Origin of the sequence: Streptomyces umbrinus (assembly GCF_030817415.1) — a bacterium.
GTDB classification, from domain to species: Bacteria; Actinomycetota; Actinomycetes; order Streptomycetales; family Streptomycetaceae; genus Streptomyces; species Streptomyces umbrinus_A.
On sequence record NZ_JAUSZI010000002.1, the window covers coordinates 3,864,847 to 3,883,965 of the forward strand.

At 71.3% G+C, this 19,119-nt stretch carries 16 protein-coding genes and 1 pseudogene; 7 read left to right on the forward strand and 10 right to left on the reverse strand.

Translation table 11 applies throughout. The annotated features are described in order from the left end of the window. Positions 1–162: 162 nt before the first annotated feature. Positions 163–2,373, reverse strand: coding sequence for an ATP-dependent DNA helicase RecG (gene recG, locus QF035_RS16890; protein WP_307521157.1), 2,211 nt, complete (start codon positions 2,371–2,373; stop codon positions 163–165). Positions 2,374–2,536: 163 nt separating this feature from the next. Here recG and QF035_RS16895 point away from each other — a divergent pair, with 163 nt between their 5' ends. Both QF035_RS16895 and QF035_RS16900 read left to right on the forward strand, forming a co-directional pair. Beyond that, positions 2,537–4,384, forward strand: a complete 1,848-nt coding sequence (locus QF035_RS16895) for an HSP90 family protein (protein WP_307521159.1) — start codon at positions 2,537–2,539, stop codon at positions 4,382–4,384. Beyond that, a complete protein-coding gene (locus QF035_RS16900; RefSeq protein WP_307521160.1) occupies positions 4,381–7,329 on the forward strand; it encodes a tetratricopeptide repeat protein in 2,949 nt (982 codons plus the stop codon). Before QF035_RS16895 ends, QF035_RS16900 begins: the two co-directional genes overlap by 4 nt. A gap of 114 nt (positions 7,330–7,443) precedes the next feature. Here the strand turns inward: QF035_RS16900 and QF035_RS16905 are convergent, their stop codons facing one another. Continuing rightward, on the reverse strand, positions 7,444–9,282 hold the full coding sequence (locus QF035_RS16905) for a DAK2 domain-containing protein (RefSeq protein ID WP_307521161.1): 1,839 nt from the start codon (positions 9,280–9,282) through the stop codon (positions 7,444–7,446). A gap of 248 nt (positions 9,283–9,530) precedes the next feature. Here QF035_RS16905 and rpmB point away from each other — a divergent pair, with 248 nt between their 5' ends. Further along, complete coding sequence (gene rpmB / locus QF035_RS16910; RefSeq protein WP_004924906.1) at positions 9,531–9,716, forward strand: 50S ribosomal protein L28; 186 nt, start codon at positions 9,531–9,533, stop codon at positions 9,714–9,716. 159 nt (positions 9,717–9,875) lie between these two features. On the opposite strand, the pseudogene thiD reads toward rpmB, so the two are convergent. Together thiD and QF035_RS16920 are read right to left on the reverse strand one after the other, a co-directional pair. Next, a pseudogene (gene thiD / locus QF035_RS16915) lies at positions 9,876–10,695 on the reverse strand (bifunctional hydroxymethylpyrimidine kinase/phosphomethylpyrimidine kinase). Then, positions 10,692–11,657: a thiamine-phosphate kinase gene (locus QF035_RS16920; RefSeq protein ID WP_307521163.1), complete on the reverse strand. Its 966-nt coding sequence runs from the start codon at positions 11,655–11,657 to the stop codon at positions 10,692–10,694. Before QF035_RS16920 ends, thiD begins: the two are co-directional and overlap by 4 nt. Positions 11,658–11,863: 206 nt before the next feature. Here QF035_RS16920 and QF035_RS16925 point away from each other — a divergent pair, with 206 nt between their 5' ends. Further along, positions 11,864–12,097: an Lrp/AsnC ligand binding domain-containing protein gene (locus QF035_RS16925; RefSeq protein ID WP_055614017.1), complete on the forward strand. Its 234-nt coding sequence runs from the start codon at positions 11,864–11,866 to the stop codon at positions 12,095–12,097. A gap of 20 nt (positions 12,098–12,117) precedes the next feature. After that, positions 12,118–12,627 (forward strand): DUF3515 domain-containing protein, encoded by a 510-nt coding sequence (locus QF035_RS16930; RefSeq protein ID WP_307521164.1) that lies wholly within the window; start codon positions 12,118–12,120, stop codon positions 12,625–12,627. A gap of 103 nt (positions 12,628–12,730) precedes the next feature. On the opposite strand, the gene QF035_RS16935 is transcribed toward QF035_RS16930, so the two are convergent. From QF035_RS16935 to QF035_RS16945, 3 genes are all read right to left on the reverse strand, one after another. Then, positions 12,731–13,891 (reverse strand): D-alanine--D-alanine ligase family protein, encoded by a 1,161-nt coding sequence (locus QF035_RS16935; RefSeq protein WP_307521165.1) that lies wholly within the window; start codon positions 13,889–13,891, stop codon positions 12,731–12,733. A 224-nt stretch (positions 13,892–14,115) separates the two neighbouring features. After that, positions 14,116–15,135: an NAD(P)H-dependent glycerol-3-phosphate dehydrogenase gene (locus QF035_RS16940; RefSeq protein ID WP_079053170.1), complete on the reverse strand. Its 1,020-nt coding sequence runs from the start codon at positions 15,133–15,135 to the stop codon at positions 14,116–14,118. After that, positions 15,132–15,995, reverse strand: coding sequence for a lysophospholipid acyltransferase family protein (locus tag QF035_RS16945; RefSeq protein WP_307521166.1), 864 nt, complete (start codon positions 15,993–15,995; stop codon positions 15,132–15,134). The genes QF035_RS16940 and QF035_RS16945 overlap by 4 nt, the downstream gene beginning before the upstream one ends. 144 nt (positions 15,996–16,139) lie before the next feature. Between QF035_RS16945 and cofC the strand changes: the two genes are divergently transcribed. Both cofC and QF035_RS16955 read left to right on the forward strand, forming a co-directional pair. After that, entirely contained in the window at positions 16,140–16,772 is a 633-nt protein-coding gene (cofC, locus tag QF035_RS16950) for a 2-phospho-L-lactate guanylyltransferase (protein WP_307521167.1), read from the forward strand. A 158-nt stretch (positions 16,773–16,930) separates the two neighbouring features. Further along, complete coding sequence (locus QF035_RS16955) at positions 16,931–17,143, forward strand: hypothetical protein (protein WP_307521168.1); 213 nt, start codon at positions 16,931–16,933, stop codon at positions 17,141–17,143. 66 nt (positions 17,144–17,209) lie between these two features. On the opposite strand, the gene QF035_RS16960 is transcribed toward QF035_RS16955, so the two are convergent. From QF035_RS16960 to leuD, 3 genes are all read right to left on the reverse strand, one after another. Next, a complete protein-coding gene (locus QF035_RS16960; protein WP_307521169.1) occupies positions 17,210–17,854 on the reverse strand; it encodes an HU family DNA-binding protein in 645 nt (214 codons plus the stop codon). A 138-nt stretch (positions 17,855–17,992) separates the two neighbouring features. After that, positions 17,993–18,223, reverse strand: a complete 231-nt coding sequence (locus tag QF035_RS16965; RefSeq protein WP_055614012.1) for a hypothetical protein — start codon at positions 18,221–18,223, stop codon at positions 17,993–17,995. A gap of 302 nt (positions 18,224–18,525) precedes the next feature. After that, on the reverse strand, positions 18,526–19,119 hold the full coding sequence (gene leuD / locus QF035_RS16970; protein ID WP_307521170.1) for a 3-isopropylmalate dehydratase small subunit: 594 nt from the start codon (positions 19,117–19,119) through the stop codon (positions 18,526–18,528).

The window sequence follows — 19,119 nt, forward strand, 5'->3', positions numbered from 1 at the left end:
GGGGATGGTCACGGCCCCAGTCTGGCAGGCGGGGGTGGCGGGTGCGTTTTCTGGGCTACGGGGGTGGGGGCTCTGCGTTGAGGGCGGCTGCGGGTTCGTGGGGGCTGATCGCGCAGTTCCCCGCGCCCCTTGGGGGCGCCCCTGAAGGGGGCGCGCCTGTCCTCAGCCCTTCTCCAGGTACTGCTCCCTCTCCTCGTCCAGCAGGGCCTGGAGTGCTGTGCGCAGGCCGGGGAGGTGTTCCAGGTCCGGGTCGGACGCGACGACCGCGGTCGCCTCGTCGCGGGCCTCGGCGATGATCTCCTCGTCGTCGATGACGGCGAGCATCCGCAGTGAGGTGCGGGCGCCGGACTGGGCCTGGCCGAGGACATCGCCCTCGCGGCGCTGTTCGAGGTCGATGCGGGAGAGCTCGAAGCCGTCGAGGGTGGAGGCGACCGCGGTCAGCCGCTGGCGGGCCGGGCCGGCCTCGGGCATCTCGGTGACCAGGAGACACAGGCCCGCGGCGGAGCCACGGCCGACGCGGCCGCGCAGCTGGTGGAGCTGGGAGACGCCGAAGCGGTCGGCGTCCATGATCACCATCGCGGTGGCGTTCGGGACGTTCACCCCGACCTCGATGACCGTCGTGGCGACCAGCACGTCCGTCTCGCCCGCGGCAAAGCGGCGCATCACGGCGTCCTTGTCGTCCGGGGGCATACGGCCGTGCAGGACCTCGACCTTGAGGCCCTGGAGCGGGCCCCTGGCCAGCTGGTCGGCGACGTCGAGGACCGCGAGAGGCGGGCGCTTCTCGGCCTCGTCCTCAGGGGACGGCTTCTTCTTGGACTTCTTCGGGTCGTCGTCCTCGTCGCCGATGCGCGGGCAGACCACGTACGCCTGATGGCCGTTGGACACCTCCTCTCGCACGCGCTCCCACGCGCGCGAGAGGAAGTGGGGTTTGTCGGCGGCCGGGACGACGTGGCTGGCGATGGGCGAGCGGCCGGCGGGGAGCTGGTCCAGGACGGACGTCTCCAGGTCGCCGAAGACGGTCATGGCGACCGTGCGCGGGATCGGCGTGGCGGTCATCACGAGGAGGTGCGGGGGCTGTTTGCCCTTGCCGCGCAGGGCGTCGCGCTGCTCGACGCCGAACCGGTGCTGCTCGTCCACGACGACCAGGCCCAGGTCGTGGAACTGCACCTTGTCCTCGATCAGCGCATGCGTCCCGATGACGAGCCCTGCCTCGCCGGTGACCAGGTCCAGCAGCGCCTGGCGACGGGTGGCCGTCCCCATGGAGCCGGTGAGGAGCACCACCTTCGTGGAGTCCTCGGCCCCGCCGAGCATGCCGCCCTCGGCCAGCTCCCCCATCATCTCCGTGATCGACCGGTGGTGCTGCTGGGCGAGCACCTCGGTGGGCGCGAGCATCGCCGCCTGACCGCCCGCGTCGACGACGGCGAGCATGGCGCGCAGGGCCACCATCGTCTTCCCGCTGCCCACCTCGCCCTGCAGCAGCCGGTGCATCGGATGTTCGGTGGCCAGGTCGTCGAAGATCTCCTTGGTGACCTTCTGCTGGCCCTCGGTGAGGGTGAAGGGCAGCTTGGCGTCGAAGGCGGACAGGAGGCCGTCCTTCTTGGGCCTGCGGGCCACGGCGGGCAGTTGGGCGTCCGCGTGACGGCGGCGGGCCAGGGCCACCTGGAGGACGAAGGCCTCGTCCCACTTGAGGCGGGAGCGGGCGTTCTCGATGTCCGCCTTGGTGTGCGGGCGGTGGATCTTCAGCAGGGCCTCGGGGAGGGGGACCAGACCGCGGCCGGCCCGCAGGGACTCCGGCAGTGGGTCGGTGGCCTCCTGGGCGCTCGGCAGCACCGTCTGGACCGACTTGGCGATCTTCCAGGACTCCAGCTTGGCGGTGGCCGGATAGAGCGGGATGAGGGCGCCCGCCCAGGTGTCCACCGTCTCGGACACGTCCTCGCCGCGCAGCAGCTCGTACGCCGGGTGGGCCAGCTGGAGGCGGCGGTTGAAGACGGAGACCTTGCCCGCGAACAACGCGCGCGTGCCGGGCAGGAGCTCCTTGTGGGGCTTGTGCACGCCGTTGCCGAAGAAGACCAGCTTGAGCCGGCCGCTGCCGTCCGTGATGGTCACTTCGAGGCGCTGGCCCTTGCCCCGGGGAGCCTTGGGCGAGGAGAAGGTGAGCAGGCGGGCGTCGGCGACCTGGGCGACCACCGTGACGTGCTCGTCCATGGGGAGGTCGGCGAGGTGGGTGAGCTGGCCGCGCTCCTCGTACCTGCGGGGATAGTGGTGCAGCAGGTCGCCGACGGTGTGCAGGCCGAGGTGCTCGGCCATCACCTTCGCGGTGGCGGGTCCGAGCACCTTCTTCAGTGGTTCTTCGAGCACGGGCACGAGATCCATTGCACACCACCGCACTGACAATGCCGTATACGTCCCGGAAATCCGCTGGTCAGACGGCTGGTTCGGGGCCTAGGATGTCCGGCTCCGGCCCTGTTCGCGGTCACCTCGTCTTGGGACCGCCCGACCCCGCGCCGTCGCACGTCCCCCCACCGGCGCAGCGACGATGGACTCCCAGATCTCACAGTCAGCTCAGGCATCCCAGTCACCCCATACGTTCCAGGTCGACCTGCGCGGCCTCGTGGACCTTCTCTCCCACCACCTCTACTCCAGCCCCAAGGTCTATCTGCGCGAACTGCTGCAGAACTCCGTGGACGCGATCACGGCCCGGCGTGCCGAGCAGCCCGACGCGCCTGCCCTGGTGCGGCTGTTCGTCGAGGGCGGCTCGGGCGGTGCCCTTCGTGTGGAGGACTCCGGGATCGGGCTCACCGAGACGGACGTGCACAGCCTCCTGGCGACCATCGGCCGCAGCTCCAAGCGGGCGGAGGGCCTGGAGTCGGCACGCTCCGACTTCCTCGGTCAGTTCGGCATCGGCCTGCTCGCCTGCTTCGTGGTCGCCGAGCGCATCCGGGTGGTCAGCCGCAGTGCACGTACGCCGGACGCACCGCCCGTGGAGTGGACGGCGGCCGACGACGGCTCGTACACGGTCCGTACGCTGCCTCACGAGGCCCGCCCCGAGCCGGGTACGACCGTGTACCTGGTGGCGCGTCCGGGCGCCGCCGACTGGCTGTCCGAGGAGCGGGTCCTCTCGCTGGCCCGGGACTTCGGCTCGCTGCTGCCCTACGACGTACGGATGGGCGACGAGGCGGTCACGGACCTTCCGGCGCCCTGGGACCGCGCGTATCCGAGCCCCGCCTCCCGAAGGGTGGCCCTGGGGCGGCACTGCCACGACCTGTTCGGGTTCACGCCGCTGGACTCCATCGACCTGGACGTGCCGCTCGCCGGGATACGCGGGGTGGCGTACGTGCTGCCGTCCGCGGTCAGTCCCGCCCAGCGCGCCGGTCATCGCGTGCACCTGAAGGGCATGCTGCTCACCGAGCGCGCCGAACAGCTGCTGCCCGACTGGGCGTTCTTCGTTCGCTGCGTCCTCGACACGGACAGCCTGCGGCCCACCGCGTCCCGCGAGGCGCTGTACGAGGACGAGGCCCTGGCGGGAGTACGGGAGGCGCTGGGCGAGCGGATCAGGGTCTGGCTGACGGGGCTCGCGGCCGGTGATCCCGAGCGTCTCGCGGCCTTCCTGTCGGTGCACCACCTGGGCGTGAAGTCCCTGGCGCGGCACGACAGCGAGATGCTGCGCACGATGCTGCCGTGGCTGCCCTTCGAGACGACCGACGGGCAGCTCTCCCTGGAGGAGTTCGCCCAGCGGCACCCGGTGGTGCACTTCACACGGACCGTGGAGGAGTACCGCCAGGTCGCGCCGATCGCGTCCGCGCAGGGCGTGGGTGTCGTCAACGGCGGCTACACGTACGACAGCGAGCTGGTCGAGGCGCTGCCCTCGGTGCGGCCCGGGACGGTCGTGGCGCAGCTGGACGCCGACACGGTGACCGCGCACCTGGACTCGGTCGACCCGGCGGTGGAGCTGGCCCTGTCGGCCTTCCTGGGGGCCGCGCGGGCCAGACTCGACCCCCTGGGGTGCGATGTGGTCCTGCGGGCCTTCCATCCCCTCTCCGTTCCCGCGCTGCACCTGGACGACCGGGCGGCCCGCCACGAGCAGGCGCGCGCGGAGGCCGAGGAACAGGCCGACGACCTGTGGGCGGGCATCCTCGGCTCGCTGCGGGGCAGCGCCCCGCGCGCGCGGCTGGTGCTCAACCACCTCAACCCGCTGATCCGGAAGATCAGTTCGCTCGACGACCGGGAGCTGATCGGGACGGCGACGGAGTCGCTCTACGGTCAGGCCCTGCTGATGGCGCAGCGGCCGCTGCGACCGGCGGACTCGGCGCTCCTGAACCGGGCGTTCATCGGCCTCCTGGAGTGGGCCACCCACAGCGACTCCCCGGAGGAGGGCCACCGATGAGCCGGACCGGTGAAAACATGGACTTCGACGCGCTGCGCCGGGCGATGCAGGAGAACTACGAGCAGCCGGAGGGCCCGGCCCGCAACGCGCGCGCGGAACTCCTGCTCGCCGAGGCAGAGAAGCTGAACATCCCGCTCGCCGTGATCGAGGCGCTCGGCCACCAGCTGAAGGTCTACAACTACAGCTCCGAGAAGGACAGGATGTTCGTCCCCTTCGCGCGCCTGCTGCGCATGTGGGACGAACACCCCGAGGACTTCGACGAGTACGAGACCCACTCCCTGCACTGGGTCTTCAAGTGGGTGTCCTCCGGAATGGTCGGCCAGCCGCACGTTCCGCTCGCCTCCATCGAGAAGTGGCTCGGCGAGATGGAGCACCGCTACCGGCTCGCCGGTCACTCCGAACGGGCCGTCCGCAGCACCGAGTTCACGGTCGCGCGGTCCATCGGGGACCTGGGGCGGGCCGAACGGGCGTACACCGCGTGGCTGGCCGCCGACCGGGACAGCATGGCCGACTGCCACGCCTGCGAACTGCACGACCAGGGCTGGTGGCTGGCCGAGCGGGGCGCCGACGCCGAGGCCCTGGAGCTGTGGCGGCCCGTCCTGGAGGGCGAGTACACGTGCGCCCACGAGCCGCACGCGGTCCTCGCGTCCTCGCTGCTGCCCCTGCTGCGGCTGGGCCGCCTGGACGAGGCGCGGGCCCACCATCTGCGCGGCTTCCGGCTCGTACGCCCCATGGAGAGCATGCGCGGCGCGTACGCGGACCATGTGGAGTTCTGCGCGCTCACCGGCAACGAGGCACGGGCCCTGGAGCTGCTGGCGGAACGTCCCGCCTACTTCACGGACGCCGGGGAACCGCGCAGCCGGATGGACTTCCTGGCCGTGGTCGCCCTGCTCACGGACCGGCTGACCTCGCTCGGGCTCGGCTCACAGACCGTGCCGGGACCGGCCGGCCGCACCTGGACCGCGGCCGAACTCGCCGCCCACGCGCGCGCGGAGGCCCTTTCGCTGGCGGGCCGCTTCGACGAGCGCAACGGCACGGCGTACGTGAGCGGACGCGTCCGGGAGCGCATGGATCAGTTGCCGTTGGTGGAGCGACTGCCCTTGGGCGTACGCGCGACGCCGACCGTGGCCGCTCCCGTGCGGCCCGCACCCGCCCCTTCCGCGGATCCCACTGCCGACGGCGAGCCGGACCTGGCCGCGCTGCTCGCCGAGGCCCGCCGGCTCTCGGCCGCCCTGCACCCGGACTCCGTCGCGGCGTGGGCCGCGGTCGCGGAGGCGGCCGACGACGAGCAGCTGACTCCCCGCGACCGCGCGGAGCTGACCGACCACGAGGCGATGGGCCTCGGCCCCGAGGGCGTGGAGCTGTTCGCCCGCGCCGCCGAGCTGTACGAGGCGGCGGGCGACCCGGGCGAGGCCCTGGCGGCACGCGCGCGTGGAGCGTACGTACTGGCCCTCTCCGGCCGGACCCGCGAGGCGCTGGCCGCGGTCTCGGAGCCGTACGAGCGGGTGCTCGCCCTCTTCGCGGAGGGCGGGACCGGTGTCCAGCAGGCCGCCTCGGTGCTGGTGGGACGGGCACGCATCCTGCTGCAGCGGGTGCACGAGGCGGCGGAGACGAACGGGGCGGGGGACGGCTCCGCGGCCCTGGCAGCCGCGGAGACCGCCGCACGGGAGCTGCTGGCCCTCGCCGAGCCGGAGGCCGGGAACGACGTCCTGGTCGCCTCCCGGGCCGCGGAGGCGCAGGCCACGCTCGGAGAGCTCGCCGCGCACGCCGGGGACGCGGAGAGGGCCGCGGAGCTGCTCACACGGGCCTCGGAGGCGTTCGTGGCGGCCGGGCTGCCGTGGTTCGCGGTGGAGTACGAGGCCCGGCTCACCGGAATCGCGCGCCACCTGGGCGACGCCGAGGCGGCCGCGCGCGCGGCCCGGGCGGCGCTGGAGCACGGCGCGGATTTCCTGGAGCCGACCGGTCACGCCCAACTGCACCTCCAGCTGGCCGAGATACTCGGCGCCACCGGACAGTTCGGTCCCGCCGCCGACCACGCCCTGGAGGCGTCGCACTGGGCCGACGAGGGCGGCGAGGGGCCCACTCTCGGCGCCTGGGCCAGACATCAGCTCGGTGGCTTCCTGCTGCGTCGGGGGAGCTGGGCCGAGGCCGCGGAGGTCCTGGAGTCGGCACTGCCGGAGCTGAGCGCGCAGACGCACGGCGACGGGGCGATCGTGCAGACCCACTGGTGGCTCGGCGACTGTCTCACCGAGCTCGGCGAACACCGCGAGGCCGCCGAACACTGGCTCCAGGCGGCCGAGATCGCCCGGCGGTGGCCCGAGCAGCGCGACCACGCAATGCTCGCGCATCTCGCCGCGGAGGCCCTCGGCCACGCGGAGCTGCTCCCGGAGGCGGAGCAGGCCTACGCGCGCGCGGGTGACCTCTGGCGGTCCCTCGGCAACGTCCACGGGCTGATCCGCTCCCTGCGGGCGCGCGCGTGGCTCGCGGTCCGCGAGGAGGGCCCGGGGCTCGACACGGCACGCGAGTTGATGGGCGAGGCGGTCCGCGCGTGCCAGGACGAGGTGCCCGAGGACGAGGAGGCGCGCGAACAGCTCGTCGCCGAACTCGCGCAGACGCACCGGCAGTTCGGCGACCTGGTCGCCCGCTCCGCGCCCGACGACGCCGACGACGAGCTGATCTACGCCCTGTTCGAGGAGGCCCTGGCCCACGTCACGCTGGCCGTCGCGGGCTTCCTCTCCCTCGGCGAGGACGCCCTGCACAGCCGCACCGGCGCCCAACTCGCCGCGGGCTGGCTGGAGGCGGACCTGGAGCATCCCGACTGGGCGGCCGCACGCGCACGTGAGGTGCTCGCTGCGTACGCGGATGGGGACGCCTCGGATGAGACGGTGGTGGCCCGGCGTGGTGAGGCGGAGCGGCTGCTGCGGGCGACGGAGTCGAGCGCGTAGCGCTCCGCTTGGGGGCCGGTTCTTGTCTGCGGGCCCGCAGTGGCTGGTCGCGCCCACGCGGCGGAGCCGCATATGTCGGAGCCCCGCGCCCCTTTCGGGGCGCGACCGAGCCGGCTACTCCACGCCGATCAGCAGCAGCGCCCCCTGGCGGCCGCCGCGGTACACGACCGTGTCCACGGCCAGGTAGGACTCGCGGACGCGGGATTCGAGGTGGGCCGCGATCGTGTCGGGGGCCTCGTCGCCGAGGACCAGGGTGACCATCTCGCCGCCCGCCGCGAGCATGCGGTTCAGGACCGCCTCGGCGGTGGCCGTGACGTCGGAGCCGATCACGGCGACGTCGCCCTCGATGAGGCCGAGGATGTCGCCGGCCTGGCAGATGCCGGCCATGGTCCAGGACTGGCGTTCCGCGACCTCGACCTCGGCGTACCGGGTCGCACCGGCGGCCGAGGTCATCGCGACGACGTCCTCGTCGAAGCGCCGGCCAGGCTCGTGCACTGCCAGCGCCGCGATGCCCTGCACCGCGGACCGGGTGGGGATCAGCGCGACCCTGACGCCCTCGGTGCGGGCCTGCTCGGCCGCCGCGGCCGCCGTGTGGCGCAGCTCTGCGTCGTTCGGCAACAGCACCACCTCGCGCGCGTGGGCCCGCCGCACGGCCTCGACGAGCTCACCGCTGGCGGGCGGCTCCCCGGGGCGCGCCAGGACGGTGGTGGCCCCGGCCTCGGTGTAGAGCCCCGCGAGGCCCTCTCCGGGGACGACGGCGACGACCGCGCGCTGGGCCCGTTCCCGGACCGGCCGGCTTCCGGCACCCGTCGTGTGTGCGTCGTCCAGCCCGAAGTGCGTGATCCGGATCCGGTACGGCCGCCCGGCCTCGACGCCCGCCTCCACGGCCGCGCCCGCGTCGTCGACGTGCACGTGGACGTTCCACAGGCCGTCCCCGCCGACCACCACGAGCGAGTCGCCGAGTGCGTCGAGCCGGTCCCGCAGCCGCGTCACCGCCGCGTCCTCCGCCTCCAGGAGGTAGATGACCTCGAAGGCCGGACCGCCCTCGTCGGGAGCGGGGGTTCCGTCCGCGCACTCCCCCACCTCTCCGAGGGGTTCCGTCACCGCGGCGTCCACACGTGCGTGGGGCGCTGTCGGGTCCGAACCGGCCCCCACGCGCGCGTGCCCCGCGAGAACCGGCACCGCCGACGCGGCGGGCGCCTCGCCCGTGAACGTCTCCACCAGTGCGCCCAGTACGGCCACGAGCCCGCGTCCGCCCGCGTCGACCACCCCGGCCCGCTCCAGGACCGCCAGCTGCCCGGGAGTCGCCGCGAGCGCCGCCCGCGCGCCCTCGTACGCCGCACGCGCGACCGCCCCGCAGTCGCCCTCGGCGTCCGTGGCCGCGTCGGCGGCGGCCGAGGCGACCGTGAGGACGGTGCCCTCGACCGGGTGCACGACGGCCTGCCGGGCCGAGTCGGCCGCACGCCGGAGGGCGAGCCGCAGGCCCTGCTCGTCGGTGTGTGTCGCGTCACTGTCGGCGGCGAGCACCTGGGCCATGCCCCTCAGGAGCTGCGCGAGGATCGTCCCGGAGTTCCCCCGGGCCCCTATGAGCGCGCCGTGCGCCATCGCGTGCACCGCGTCGGCGAGGGCGGGCCCCTCCGGCGCCCGGCCGGGGGAGACACCCTGCCCGGCGACGGCTTCGTGCCCGTCCAGGGCTTCCCGGCCGTCGAAGGGTTCCTGGCCGTCGAGGGGTTCCTTGCCGCCCGCAAGTGCGGCATGACCCGCGAAGACGGCCTCGACCGCCGCGGCCGCCGACTCCACGGTCAGGTACAGATTGGTGCCGGTGTCCCCGTCCGCCACGGGATACACGTTGATCGCGTCGATCTCCTCGCGCGCGCGGCCGAGTGCCCGCAGCGCGAGGCCGCACCATGCACGTACCGCGGACGCGTCCAGTCTCTGCGGCACCTGCGGCACCTGCGCCTCCTTGAACAGCCGAACGTCCGACGCAGCGTAGACCCCGGTCAGGTCTCCACCGGAAGAGGGCCGGGCCAGGTCCCCGGGCCGGCCATGGTAGTTTCGTTGTACGGACGCAGTCGTTGTATGCTGCTCCGGTTGCCCGATCCGATCGGGCCTTCCTCCTGGCACCGCCACTCAGATCCTAGATCTTGATCCCGGCATGCCGGGATCATCCGTAAGAGCATCTGAAGTCTTTGGAGTGACCCGTGGCTGCCAACTGCGACGTCTGCGGCAAGGGGCCGGGCTTCGGCAACAACATCTCGCACTCTCACCGCCGTACGCCCCGTCGCTGGAACCCGAACATCCAGCGCGTCCGTACCGTGGTGGGCGGGACGCCGAAGCGCGTGAACGCTTGCACCTCGTGCATCAAGGCCGGCAAGGTCTCGCGCTGACGCTCTGCTAGCGCGCGGCCACTGCTGGTTCGCTGCTCAAAGCCGGTCCACTTCACGGTGGACCGGCTTTTTGCTGTGTCCGCGGGCAGGCACAGGACTGCGTGGCCCGCCCGCGTGAGCGAGGTAACGACGTGACGACGTAAACGATTGCGCAAGCGTTTACGCGCCGCCCGCCCCGAAGCGCCATCCATGATCCACCGGCCCGATCCCGCCGCCGAGCGCGAAGCCGGCCGCGATCGCCCCGGTGACATACTCCTTCGCCGCCGCGACCGCCTCCGGCACCGTCTGCCCCTTCGCGAGCCCCGAAGCGATGGCGCTCGCGAGGGTGCACCCCGTCCCGTGCGTGTGCCGGTTGTCGAACCGGGGCGCCCGCAGCCAGTGCTCCTCCGAGCCGTCCGTGAGGAAATCAACGGCGTCGCCGCTGAGGGTGACCGCCCTTGATCAGCACCCACGTCGGCCCGTACGACAGCACGGCCGTCGCCGCGCGCCGCATCCCGTCCTCCGACTCGACCCTCAGGCCGGTCAGCTGGGCCACCTCGTCGAGGTTCGGCGTCGCGACCGTGGCGACGGGCAGCAGCTTCGTGCGTACGGAATCCAGCGCGGACGCGGCGAGCAGAGAGTCGCCGTGCTTGGAGACGCCGACCGGGTCGACGACGGAGGGCACGGCCGTGCCGCCGATCAACTCGGCGACGGTCTCGACGAGTTCGGCCGAGGGGAGCATGCCGGTCTTCACCGCGTCGACGCCGATGTCGTCGACCACGCTGCGGTACTGCGCGCGCACCGCCTCCACCGGCAGTTCCCAAGCGCCTTGTACGCCGAGGGAGTTCTGCGCGGTGACGGCGGTGAGCACGCTCATGCCGTGCACGCCGAGCGCGAGCATCGTCTTCAGGTCGGCCTGGATCCCGGCGCCGCCACCGGAGTCGGAACCCGCGATCGTCAGCACCCTGGGCGGGGCACTCGCGCGGGACGAGGCACTCATGACTCGATGTCCGCGAAGTGGTCCCAGCCGCCCTTGCTGGTCCACGGCGCCCCGTCGACCGTGACCTGCGGCAGCGCAGACGGGTTGAGGACCTCGCCGATCACCTTCCAGCGAGCGGGCAGCTTCACGTCCGGCGGGAAGGTCGCCACGATCGCGTGGTCCTCGCCCCCGGTGAGCACCCACTGGAGCGGATCGACGCCGACGGCCTGACCGATGTCGTTCATCTGCGAGGGGATGTCGACGGCTCCGGAGCGCACGTCGATGCGTACCTTGCTGGCCTCGGCGATGTGCCCGAGGTCGGCGATCAGCCCGTCGCTGACGTCCGTCATCGAGGTCGCGCCGAGCCCGGCGGCCGCGGGGCCCGCGTGGTACGGCGGTTCCGGGCGCCGGTGTGCCTCGACGAACGCGCGCGGCGAGCGGAAGCCACGGGAGAGCACGGCGTGCCCGGCCGCGGACCAGCCCAGCCAGCCCGTCACGGCCACCACGTCACCGGGCTGGGCACCCGAGCGTGTGACCGGCTCGTGGTTGCGCAGATCGCCGAGCGCGGTGATCGCCACGGTGATCGTGTCGCCGCGTACGACATCGCCGCCGACCACGGCCGCGCCGGCGACCTGGCACTCGTCGCGGATGCCGTCCATCAGCTCGGACGGCCAGGTGGCCGGAAGTTCGGCCGGGACGACCAGACCGAGCAGCAGCGCGGTCGGCACGGCGCCCATCGCTGCGATGTCCGCGAGGTTCTGCGCGGCCGCCTTGCGACCGACGTCGTACGCCGTGGACCAGTCGCGACGGAAGTGCCGGCCCTCCAGGAGGATGTCGGTGCTCGCCACGACCCTGCGGTCGGGGGCGGCCACCACGGCGGCGTCGTCGCCCGGCCCGACGCGTACCGCCGGAGTGGTGGTGAGCCGTGAGGTGAGCTCCTTGATGAGCCCGAACTCCCCCAACTCGCCCACGGTGCCCTTCATCGTTGTACGTCTCCTTTTGTTGCTGCGTCCGCCCGGTCGCGGGCCGCCTCCGGCCTGGGTACGGTCGATTCGACCGTCAACCTGTGCGGTCCGTGCACCCCTTCGCGGGGGCCCCTGCCCCCGCGGGTCTCCCCGCGGCGCGCGACGACGCGATACCGTGGCGTTCCTTTTCCCCACATGATCCTCGTGGCCGCCCTGGAGGTTCCGTGGTACAGGCGTACATCCTGATCCAGACGGAGGTCGGCAAAGCGTCGACCGTCGCCGAAATGATCAGCAAGATACAAGGGGTGATCCAGGCCGAGGATGTGACAGGACCGTACGACGTGATCGTGCGGGCCCAAGCCGACACAGTGGACGATCTCGGCCGCATGGTGGTCGCGAAGGTCCAGCAAGTGGACGGCATCACGCGTACGCTGACCTGCCCGGTCGTGCACCTGTAGCCCCCGTCTACCCTTGGCCGGTGGACTTCTTCCGTCACCGGCGCCTCTCTTATCCCGGGCTGCCCGCCCTCGTTCTGCTGATCGCGGCCACAGGCTGCTCCTCAGCAGACGACAACACCCGGACCGCGGTTCCCAGTCCGGGCACGAAGGCCACCGAGCTGTGTCAGAACCTGGACAAGTCGCTGCCGGCGAAGGTGGACGGACTCGACCGGGAGGATCCCGAGCCCCGGTCCGCGCTGACCGCGGGCTGGGGAAGCCCGGCGATCATACTGCGCTGTGGTGTACAGCGGCCGCCCAAGATGGTCGACCCCAAGGTCGCCGAGGGCGGTGACCCCGACGCGGTCGGCGGTGGGGTGAACGGGGTGGGCTGGCTGATGGAGAAGCGGGACGACGGGGCGACCCGCTTCACCTCCGCTCAGCGTCTGGCGTATGTCGAGGTGACCGTGCCGGAGGGGCGGGACACCGCCTCTGTGCTTGTCGACTTGGCCGGGGCCATCAAGAAGGCGATCCCCAAGGGGATTGCTGACTGAGACGGCCTCGGTTGTTCGTCGGCTGCGGGTGCGTCGTGGCTGGTCGCGCAGTTCCCCGCGCCCCTAAAAGCCCCCCGCACCCTCGGGAAAGGGGGAGCGCGGTCTAGCGCAGACCCGTGGGCCTGCGCAGTGCCGCCTCGATCAGGCGGTCGACCAGTTCCGGATAGGGCACTCCCGTCGCCTCCCACATCTGGGGGTACATGGAGATGGGCGTGAAGCCGGGCATGGTGTTGATCTCGTTGATGACGAAGGTGCCGTCCTCGGTGAGGAAGAAGTCCGCGCGGACCAGGCCCTCGCAGGAGGCGGCGTCGAAGGCCTCGACGGCCAGGCGCCTGACCTCGGCGGTCTGCTCGGGGGTCAGCGGGGCGGGCACGAGACCGGGCGTCGAGTCGATGTACTTCGCCTCGAAGTCGTAGTAGTCGTGCGACTGCACCGGCGGGATCTCGGCCGGTACGGAGGCCCGCGGGCCGTCCTCGAACTCCAGGACCCCGCACTCGATCTCGCGGCCGCGCAGCAGCGCCTCCACGAGGAACTTCGGGTCGTGCTGCCGGGCCGCCGCGATCGCCTCGTCGAGGCCGGACAGGTCGTCGACCTTGGTGATGCCGATCGAGGACCCCGCGCGCGCGGGCTTCACGAAGAGCGGCCAGCCGTGCTCCCCGGCGAAGTCGATGATCTTCTTGCGGGCCGTCGACTCGTCGAGCTCCCACTCGCGGGGGCGGATCACCACGTACGGGCCGACCGGCAGCCCGAAGGAGATGAACACCCGCTTCATGTACTCCTTGTCCTGGCCGACGGCCGAGGCGAGCACGCCCGAGCCGACGTACGGGACACCGGAGAGCTCCAGGAGGCCCTGGAGGGTGCCGTCCTCGCCGTACGGGCCGTGCAGCATCGGGAAGACGACGTCGACCTCGCCGAGCGCCTTGGGGACCGAGCCGGGCTCGCTGTAGACGACTTCGCGGTTGGCGGGGTCGACGGGCAGGATCACGCCGCCCTCGCTCGACTCGACGAGTTCCTCGACGTCGGGCGTACGACGCTCGGTGATCGCCATGCGCTCCGGTTCGTCCGCGGTGAGCACCCAGCGGCCTTCCCGGGTGATTCCGATCGGCAGGACGTCGTACTTGGTCCGGTCGATGGCCCGCAGTACGGCTCCGGCGGTGACCATGGAGATCCCGTGTTCGGAGCTGCGCCCGCCGAAGACGACGGCCACGCGCGGCTTGCGAGGCGGCTGCTGCTCAGGGCTCTGGGGAAGGTTCTCAGTGCTCATATCGCGTTGAGAGTACCCGTTGGTAAGGCCCTGAGTCAGCGTGCCCCGGCCCGCGAGTGAGCCGAAGGGGCGCGCCGGTGTCGGGAGCCCATGGGGGTCCCCCGCTCGAGCGCAGCCGAGAGTGGGGGAGCGCGGAGGCCCGACGGAGGAGGGTCGAGCACGGTCGGGCTCCCGACACCGGCTTCAGCGCCCCGGAGGCGAACCGAGCGCTGAAAAGGGGGTGCTCAGCGTCGCTCCGGCTTGGCGCTGCGCGACATCATTTCCTTGAGGGCGACGACCGGGGGCTTACCGTCGTGGACGATGTCGACGACGGTCTCCGTGATGGGCATGTCGACGCCGTGCCGGCGCGCCAAGTCCAGTACGGATTCACAGGACTTGACGCCCTCGGCGGTCTGCTTGGTGACCGCGATGGTCTCCTGGAGGGTCATGCCCTTGCCGAGGTTGGTGCCGAAGGTGTGGTTGCGCGAGAGCGGCGAGGAGCAGGTCGCGACGAGGTCGCCCAGGCCCGCGAGCCCGGAGAACGTCAGCGGGTCGGCGCCCATGGCGAGACCGAGCCGGGTCGTCTCCGCCAACCCCCGTGTGATCAGGGACCCCTTGGCGTTGTCACCGAGCCCCATGCCGTCCGCGATGCCGACGGCGAGACCGATGACGTTCTTGACAGCGCCGCCCAGTTCGCAGCCGACCACGTCGGTGTTCGTGTAGGGGCGGAAGTACGGCGTGTGGCAGGCCGCCTGAAGTCGCTGGGCCACCGCCTCGTCGCTGCACGCGACCACCGCGGCGGCCGGCATGCGGGCGGCGATCTCACGGGCGAGGTTGGGCCCGGTGACCACGGCGATCCGGTCGGCACCGACCTTCGACACGTCCTCGATCACCTCGCTCATCCGCATGGCGGAGCCGAGTTCGACGCCCTTCATGAGGGAGACGAGGACCGTGCCGGGGGCGAGCAGCGGCGCCCAGTCCGCGAGGTTCCCGCGCAGCGTCTGGGAGGGCACGGCGAGCACCGTGAAGTCGGCGTCGTGCGCGGCCTCGGCGGCGTCCGTGGTGGCCCGCAGGTTCTCCGGGAGCTCGATGCCCGGCAGGTAGTCGGGGTTCGTGTGGGTGGAGTTGACCGCTTCGGCGAGCCCGGCCCGCCGTCCCCACAGCGTCACGTCGCACCCGGCGTCGGCGAGCACCATGCCGAAGGCCGTGCCCCACGATCCGGTCCCGAAGACGGCCGCCTTGACGGGCTTGCCGGATGTCGTCACTTGCCGTGCCCCTTTTCGTGCTCAACCTCGGTCATTTCCCGCACGGCCTTCTCCGGCGCGGTGTTCCCCTGCGCCGTCTTCTCCTGCACAGCGGTTTCCTGCTCTTCCTGCCCGTGCGTCTCTTCCTTGCCCCGCGTCCTGCGCCGCTGCTCGATACGCACCTGGCGCGGGTCGTACGGCGTCGCGGGCGCCTTCTCGCCGCGGATCAACTCCAGCTGCGCGGTGATCGCGGCCATGATGACCTCGGTCGCCTCCTTCAGGAGGTCGGGGGTCATCTCCTTGTCGTAGAAGCGCGAGAGGTCCACGGGCGGGCCCGCGAGCACCTGATGCGTCTTGCGCGGCAGAAGGTCGGGCTTCTTGGCGTACGGGGCCAGCAGGTGGTTGGCGCCCCACTGGGCCACCGGAATCACCGGGCACCTGGTCTGCAGCGCGACCCGCGCGGCACCCGTCTTGCCGGTCATCGGCCACAGGTCGGGGTCGCGGGTCAGGGTGGCCTCGGGATAGAACGCGACGCACTCCCCGCGCTCCACGGCGTCGATCGCGGCACGATAGGCGCTGAGCGCGTCGGTGCTCTCGCGGTACACCGGGATCTGCCCGGTCCCGCGCATGGCCGCCCCGACGAAGCCCTTCTTGAAAAGACCGCTCTTGGCGAGGAATCGCGGAACCCGGCCCGTGTTGTACTGAAAGTGCCCGTACGCGAACGGATCCACGTGGGAATTGTGGTTCACCGCGGTGATAAATCCGCCCTCGGCAGGAATGTTCTCCATTCCGCGCCACTCCCGCTTGATCAGAACCATCAGCGGCGGTTTGCAGAGAACCGCTGCGAAGCGGTACCAGAAGCCGATTCTGCGGCGGGACACGCGTACACCTTCCTTCTGTGCCTGGGGGGCCGCACAAGTGTCGCTCCAGGCCGCCTGTCTGTCGAGAACACCGTACGCCCCGGCCACCGGCCCGCCAGGGTGCCCGGGTCACAATGGGCGCGACGAGGGAGGGACGGAGCGCGCGTGCAGTGGACCTTGGTCATACCCCTGAAAGCCCTGTCGCGGGCGAAGAGCAGGCTCGCGGACACCGCGGCCGACGGCCTGCGTCCGGGGCTCGCCCTGGCGTTCGCGCAGGACACGGTGGCCGCGGCACTGGCCTGCCCGGCGGTCGTGGATGTGGCCGTAGTCACGGGCGATGTGCTGGCCGGACGCGAGCTGGCCGCCCTGGGCGCCCGCATCGTCCCGGACGAGCCCGGGGGCGGCCTCAACGCCGCTCTGGCGCACGCCGCCTCGGTCGTACGCACCAGAAGCCCGCGAAGTCCGCTGGCGGCTCTGAACGCCGATCTGCCCGCCCTGCGCCCTCTTGAATTGGCCCGGGTCCTCGACGCGGCCTCCGAATTCCCCCGCGCTTTCCTCCCGGATGCCGCCGGAATCGGCACCACTCTCCTGGCCGCGTCCCCGAACCGCGAATTGCTCCCCGCATTCGGCCCCGATTCCCGCTCCCGCCACCGCGCCTCGGGCGCCGCGGAACTCCTCCTGCCCGACGTACCTTCCGTACGCCAGGACGTGGACACGGGCGCGGACCTCCGAGCGGCATTGGCGCTTGGGGTGGGCCCGCGCACGGCAACGGCAGTGGAGCGCCTGAAAGCAGCCTGAACCGCTCAGCCGCCTTCAGACGGGGCGCGCCCCCGTTAGGGGCGCGGGGCTGTGTCGATATGCGGCTCCGCCGCGTGGGCGCGATCAACCCCCACCGACCCGCACGTCCCCTCCGACCCAAGAGCCCCACCCCCGAACAAACCGCATACCCTTCCCCCATGCAGGCGACCGCGTACACATACGACCCAGAAACCCGCACAGGCCAGGTACTGCTGGACGACGGCACCCCCGTCCCCTTCGACGCCCCGGCGTTCGACAGGGGCGGCCTCCGACTGCTCCGCCCGGGTCAACGTGTGCGGATCGAGGTCGAGGGCGGGGACGGCGAGGGCAAGTCCCGGCACATCACACTCATCACGCTGCAAACGTTCTGAACACGCCGCGGGCCGGGCTCCCTCTGGGGAGCCCGGCCCGGCGCGTGAGTATCCCAGCGCCCCTGTCTACCTGCGGGCGGTGGCCTTCTTGGCGGTGGTCTTGCGGGCCGCGGACTTCTTGGCCGGCGCCTTCTTCGCCGCCGCCTTCTTCGCCGGGGCCTTCTTCGCCGCCGCCTTCTTGGCGGTGGTCTTCTTGGCCGTGGTCTTCTTGGCGGCCGCCGAGGTCTTCTTGGCGGTCGTCTTCTTGGCCGTCGCCGTGGTCTTCTTGGCCGTCGTCTTCTTCGCGACGGTCCTCTTGGCGGTGGTCTTCTTCGCCGCGGCCTTCTTCGCGGTGGCCTTCTTGGCGGCGGCCTTCCTGACCGTCGCGGAAGCACCGCCGGACAGGCTGCCCTTCGGGGCCTTCTTGACCGCGACCTCGCCACCGCGCGGCAGCTTCTTCGAGCCGCTCACCAGGTCCTTGAAGCCCTGGCCCGCACGGAAGCGCGGCACGGAGGTCTTCTTGACCCGAACGCGCTCCCCGGTCTGCGGGTTGCGGGCGTAACGGGCCGGACGGTCCACCTTCTCGAAGGAACCGAAGCCGGTGACCGACACCCGGTCCCCGCTGACAACTGCACGCACGATGGCGTCCAGTACGGCGTCGACCGCTTCCGCGGCCTGCTGACGCCCGCCGACCTTGTCGGCAATCGCTTCTACGAGCTGCGCCTTGTTCACGTCTTCCCCTTCGGAGACATTGCCAGAACGAAAGTGTTCAAGCTTTTTCGCACGTTAGGCAGATATATACCGCAAATCAAACACGAAACGGGCTAATCACCCTTGTGCCGCAACGAACTGGGGCTGTTGCGAAGTTCCTCAGCGTTCCTCTTCGGGGATTCGGCCCTCGTCGAGGTCCGTCGTGAACCGCTCCAGCCGCCTTGTCGCGTCGGCGAGATCGTGCTTGGCCACGGCCGTAATGACCAGCAGCTTCCGGGTCAGCGCCATCCGTACGCCTTCCGGGACTTGCAGTGCGCGCACCCTTGTGTGCGCTTCCTTGAGTTGGGACGCGACTGCCGCATAGAGCTCGAGTTGGCCGTCGTGTTCCATGCACAGATTGTGTCATCTGGGGCGAGTTGTCGCCTGCGCAGGGGGTAACTACCGCCTCCCGAGAGCCTCCTGCGCACCTCCCCACAAGGCTCTGCCGAGACTCGGCTACCCCATCAAAGCCCCTTGAAACAAGGGTAGTTGAGGCCAATCGCAAAGTCCTGAACACCCCTTCCGGAGGCAGACACAGATGTACCCCCAACCGTCCACGATTGGGGGTACAGAGGCCTGTTGCGCTGGCTGGAATCAGCCTTGTGGGGTGCGACTCCGATCGGATCCGAAGGGGTTCGGAGCCCCGAAGGCGATCACACCTGAACGGTCCGCGGCTTGTGGGAGGGCCGCTTGGACTCGTACGCGGAGATGTCCGCCTCGTTCTGCAGGGTGATGGAGATGTCGTCCAGCCCGTTCAGCAGCCGCCAGCGGGCGTTCTCGTCGAGCTCGAAGGCGGCCGTGCTGCCCTCGGCGCGCACCTCACGGGCCTCCAGGTCGACCGTGACCTCGGCCTTCGGGTCCTTCTCGGTGAGCTCCTGCAGCGCGTCCACGATCTTCTGCTCCAGAACCACTGTGAGCAGGCCGTTCTTGAGCGAGTTGCCGCGGAAGATGTCCGCGAAGCGGGACGAGATGACGGCCTTGAAGCCGTAGTTCTGCAGCGCCCAGACGGCGTGCTCGCGCGAAGAGCCCGTACCGAAGTCGGGTCCGGCGATCAGGACCGTGGCGCCCGTGCGCTCGGGCTGGTTGAGGACGAAGGAGGAGTCCTTGCGCCAGGCCTCGAAGAGCCCGTCCTCAAAACCGTCCCTGGTCACCTTCTTGAGCCAGTGAGCAGGGATGATCTGGTCGGTGTCCACGTTGCTGCGGCGCAGCGGGACGGCCCGGCCGGTGTGCGTGGTGAATGCTTCCAT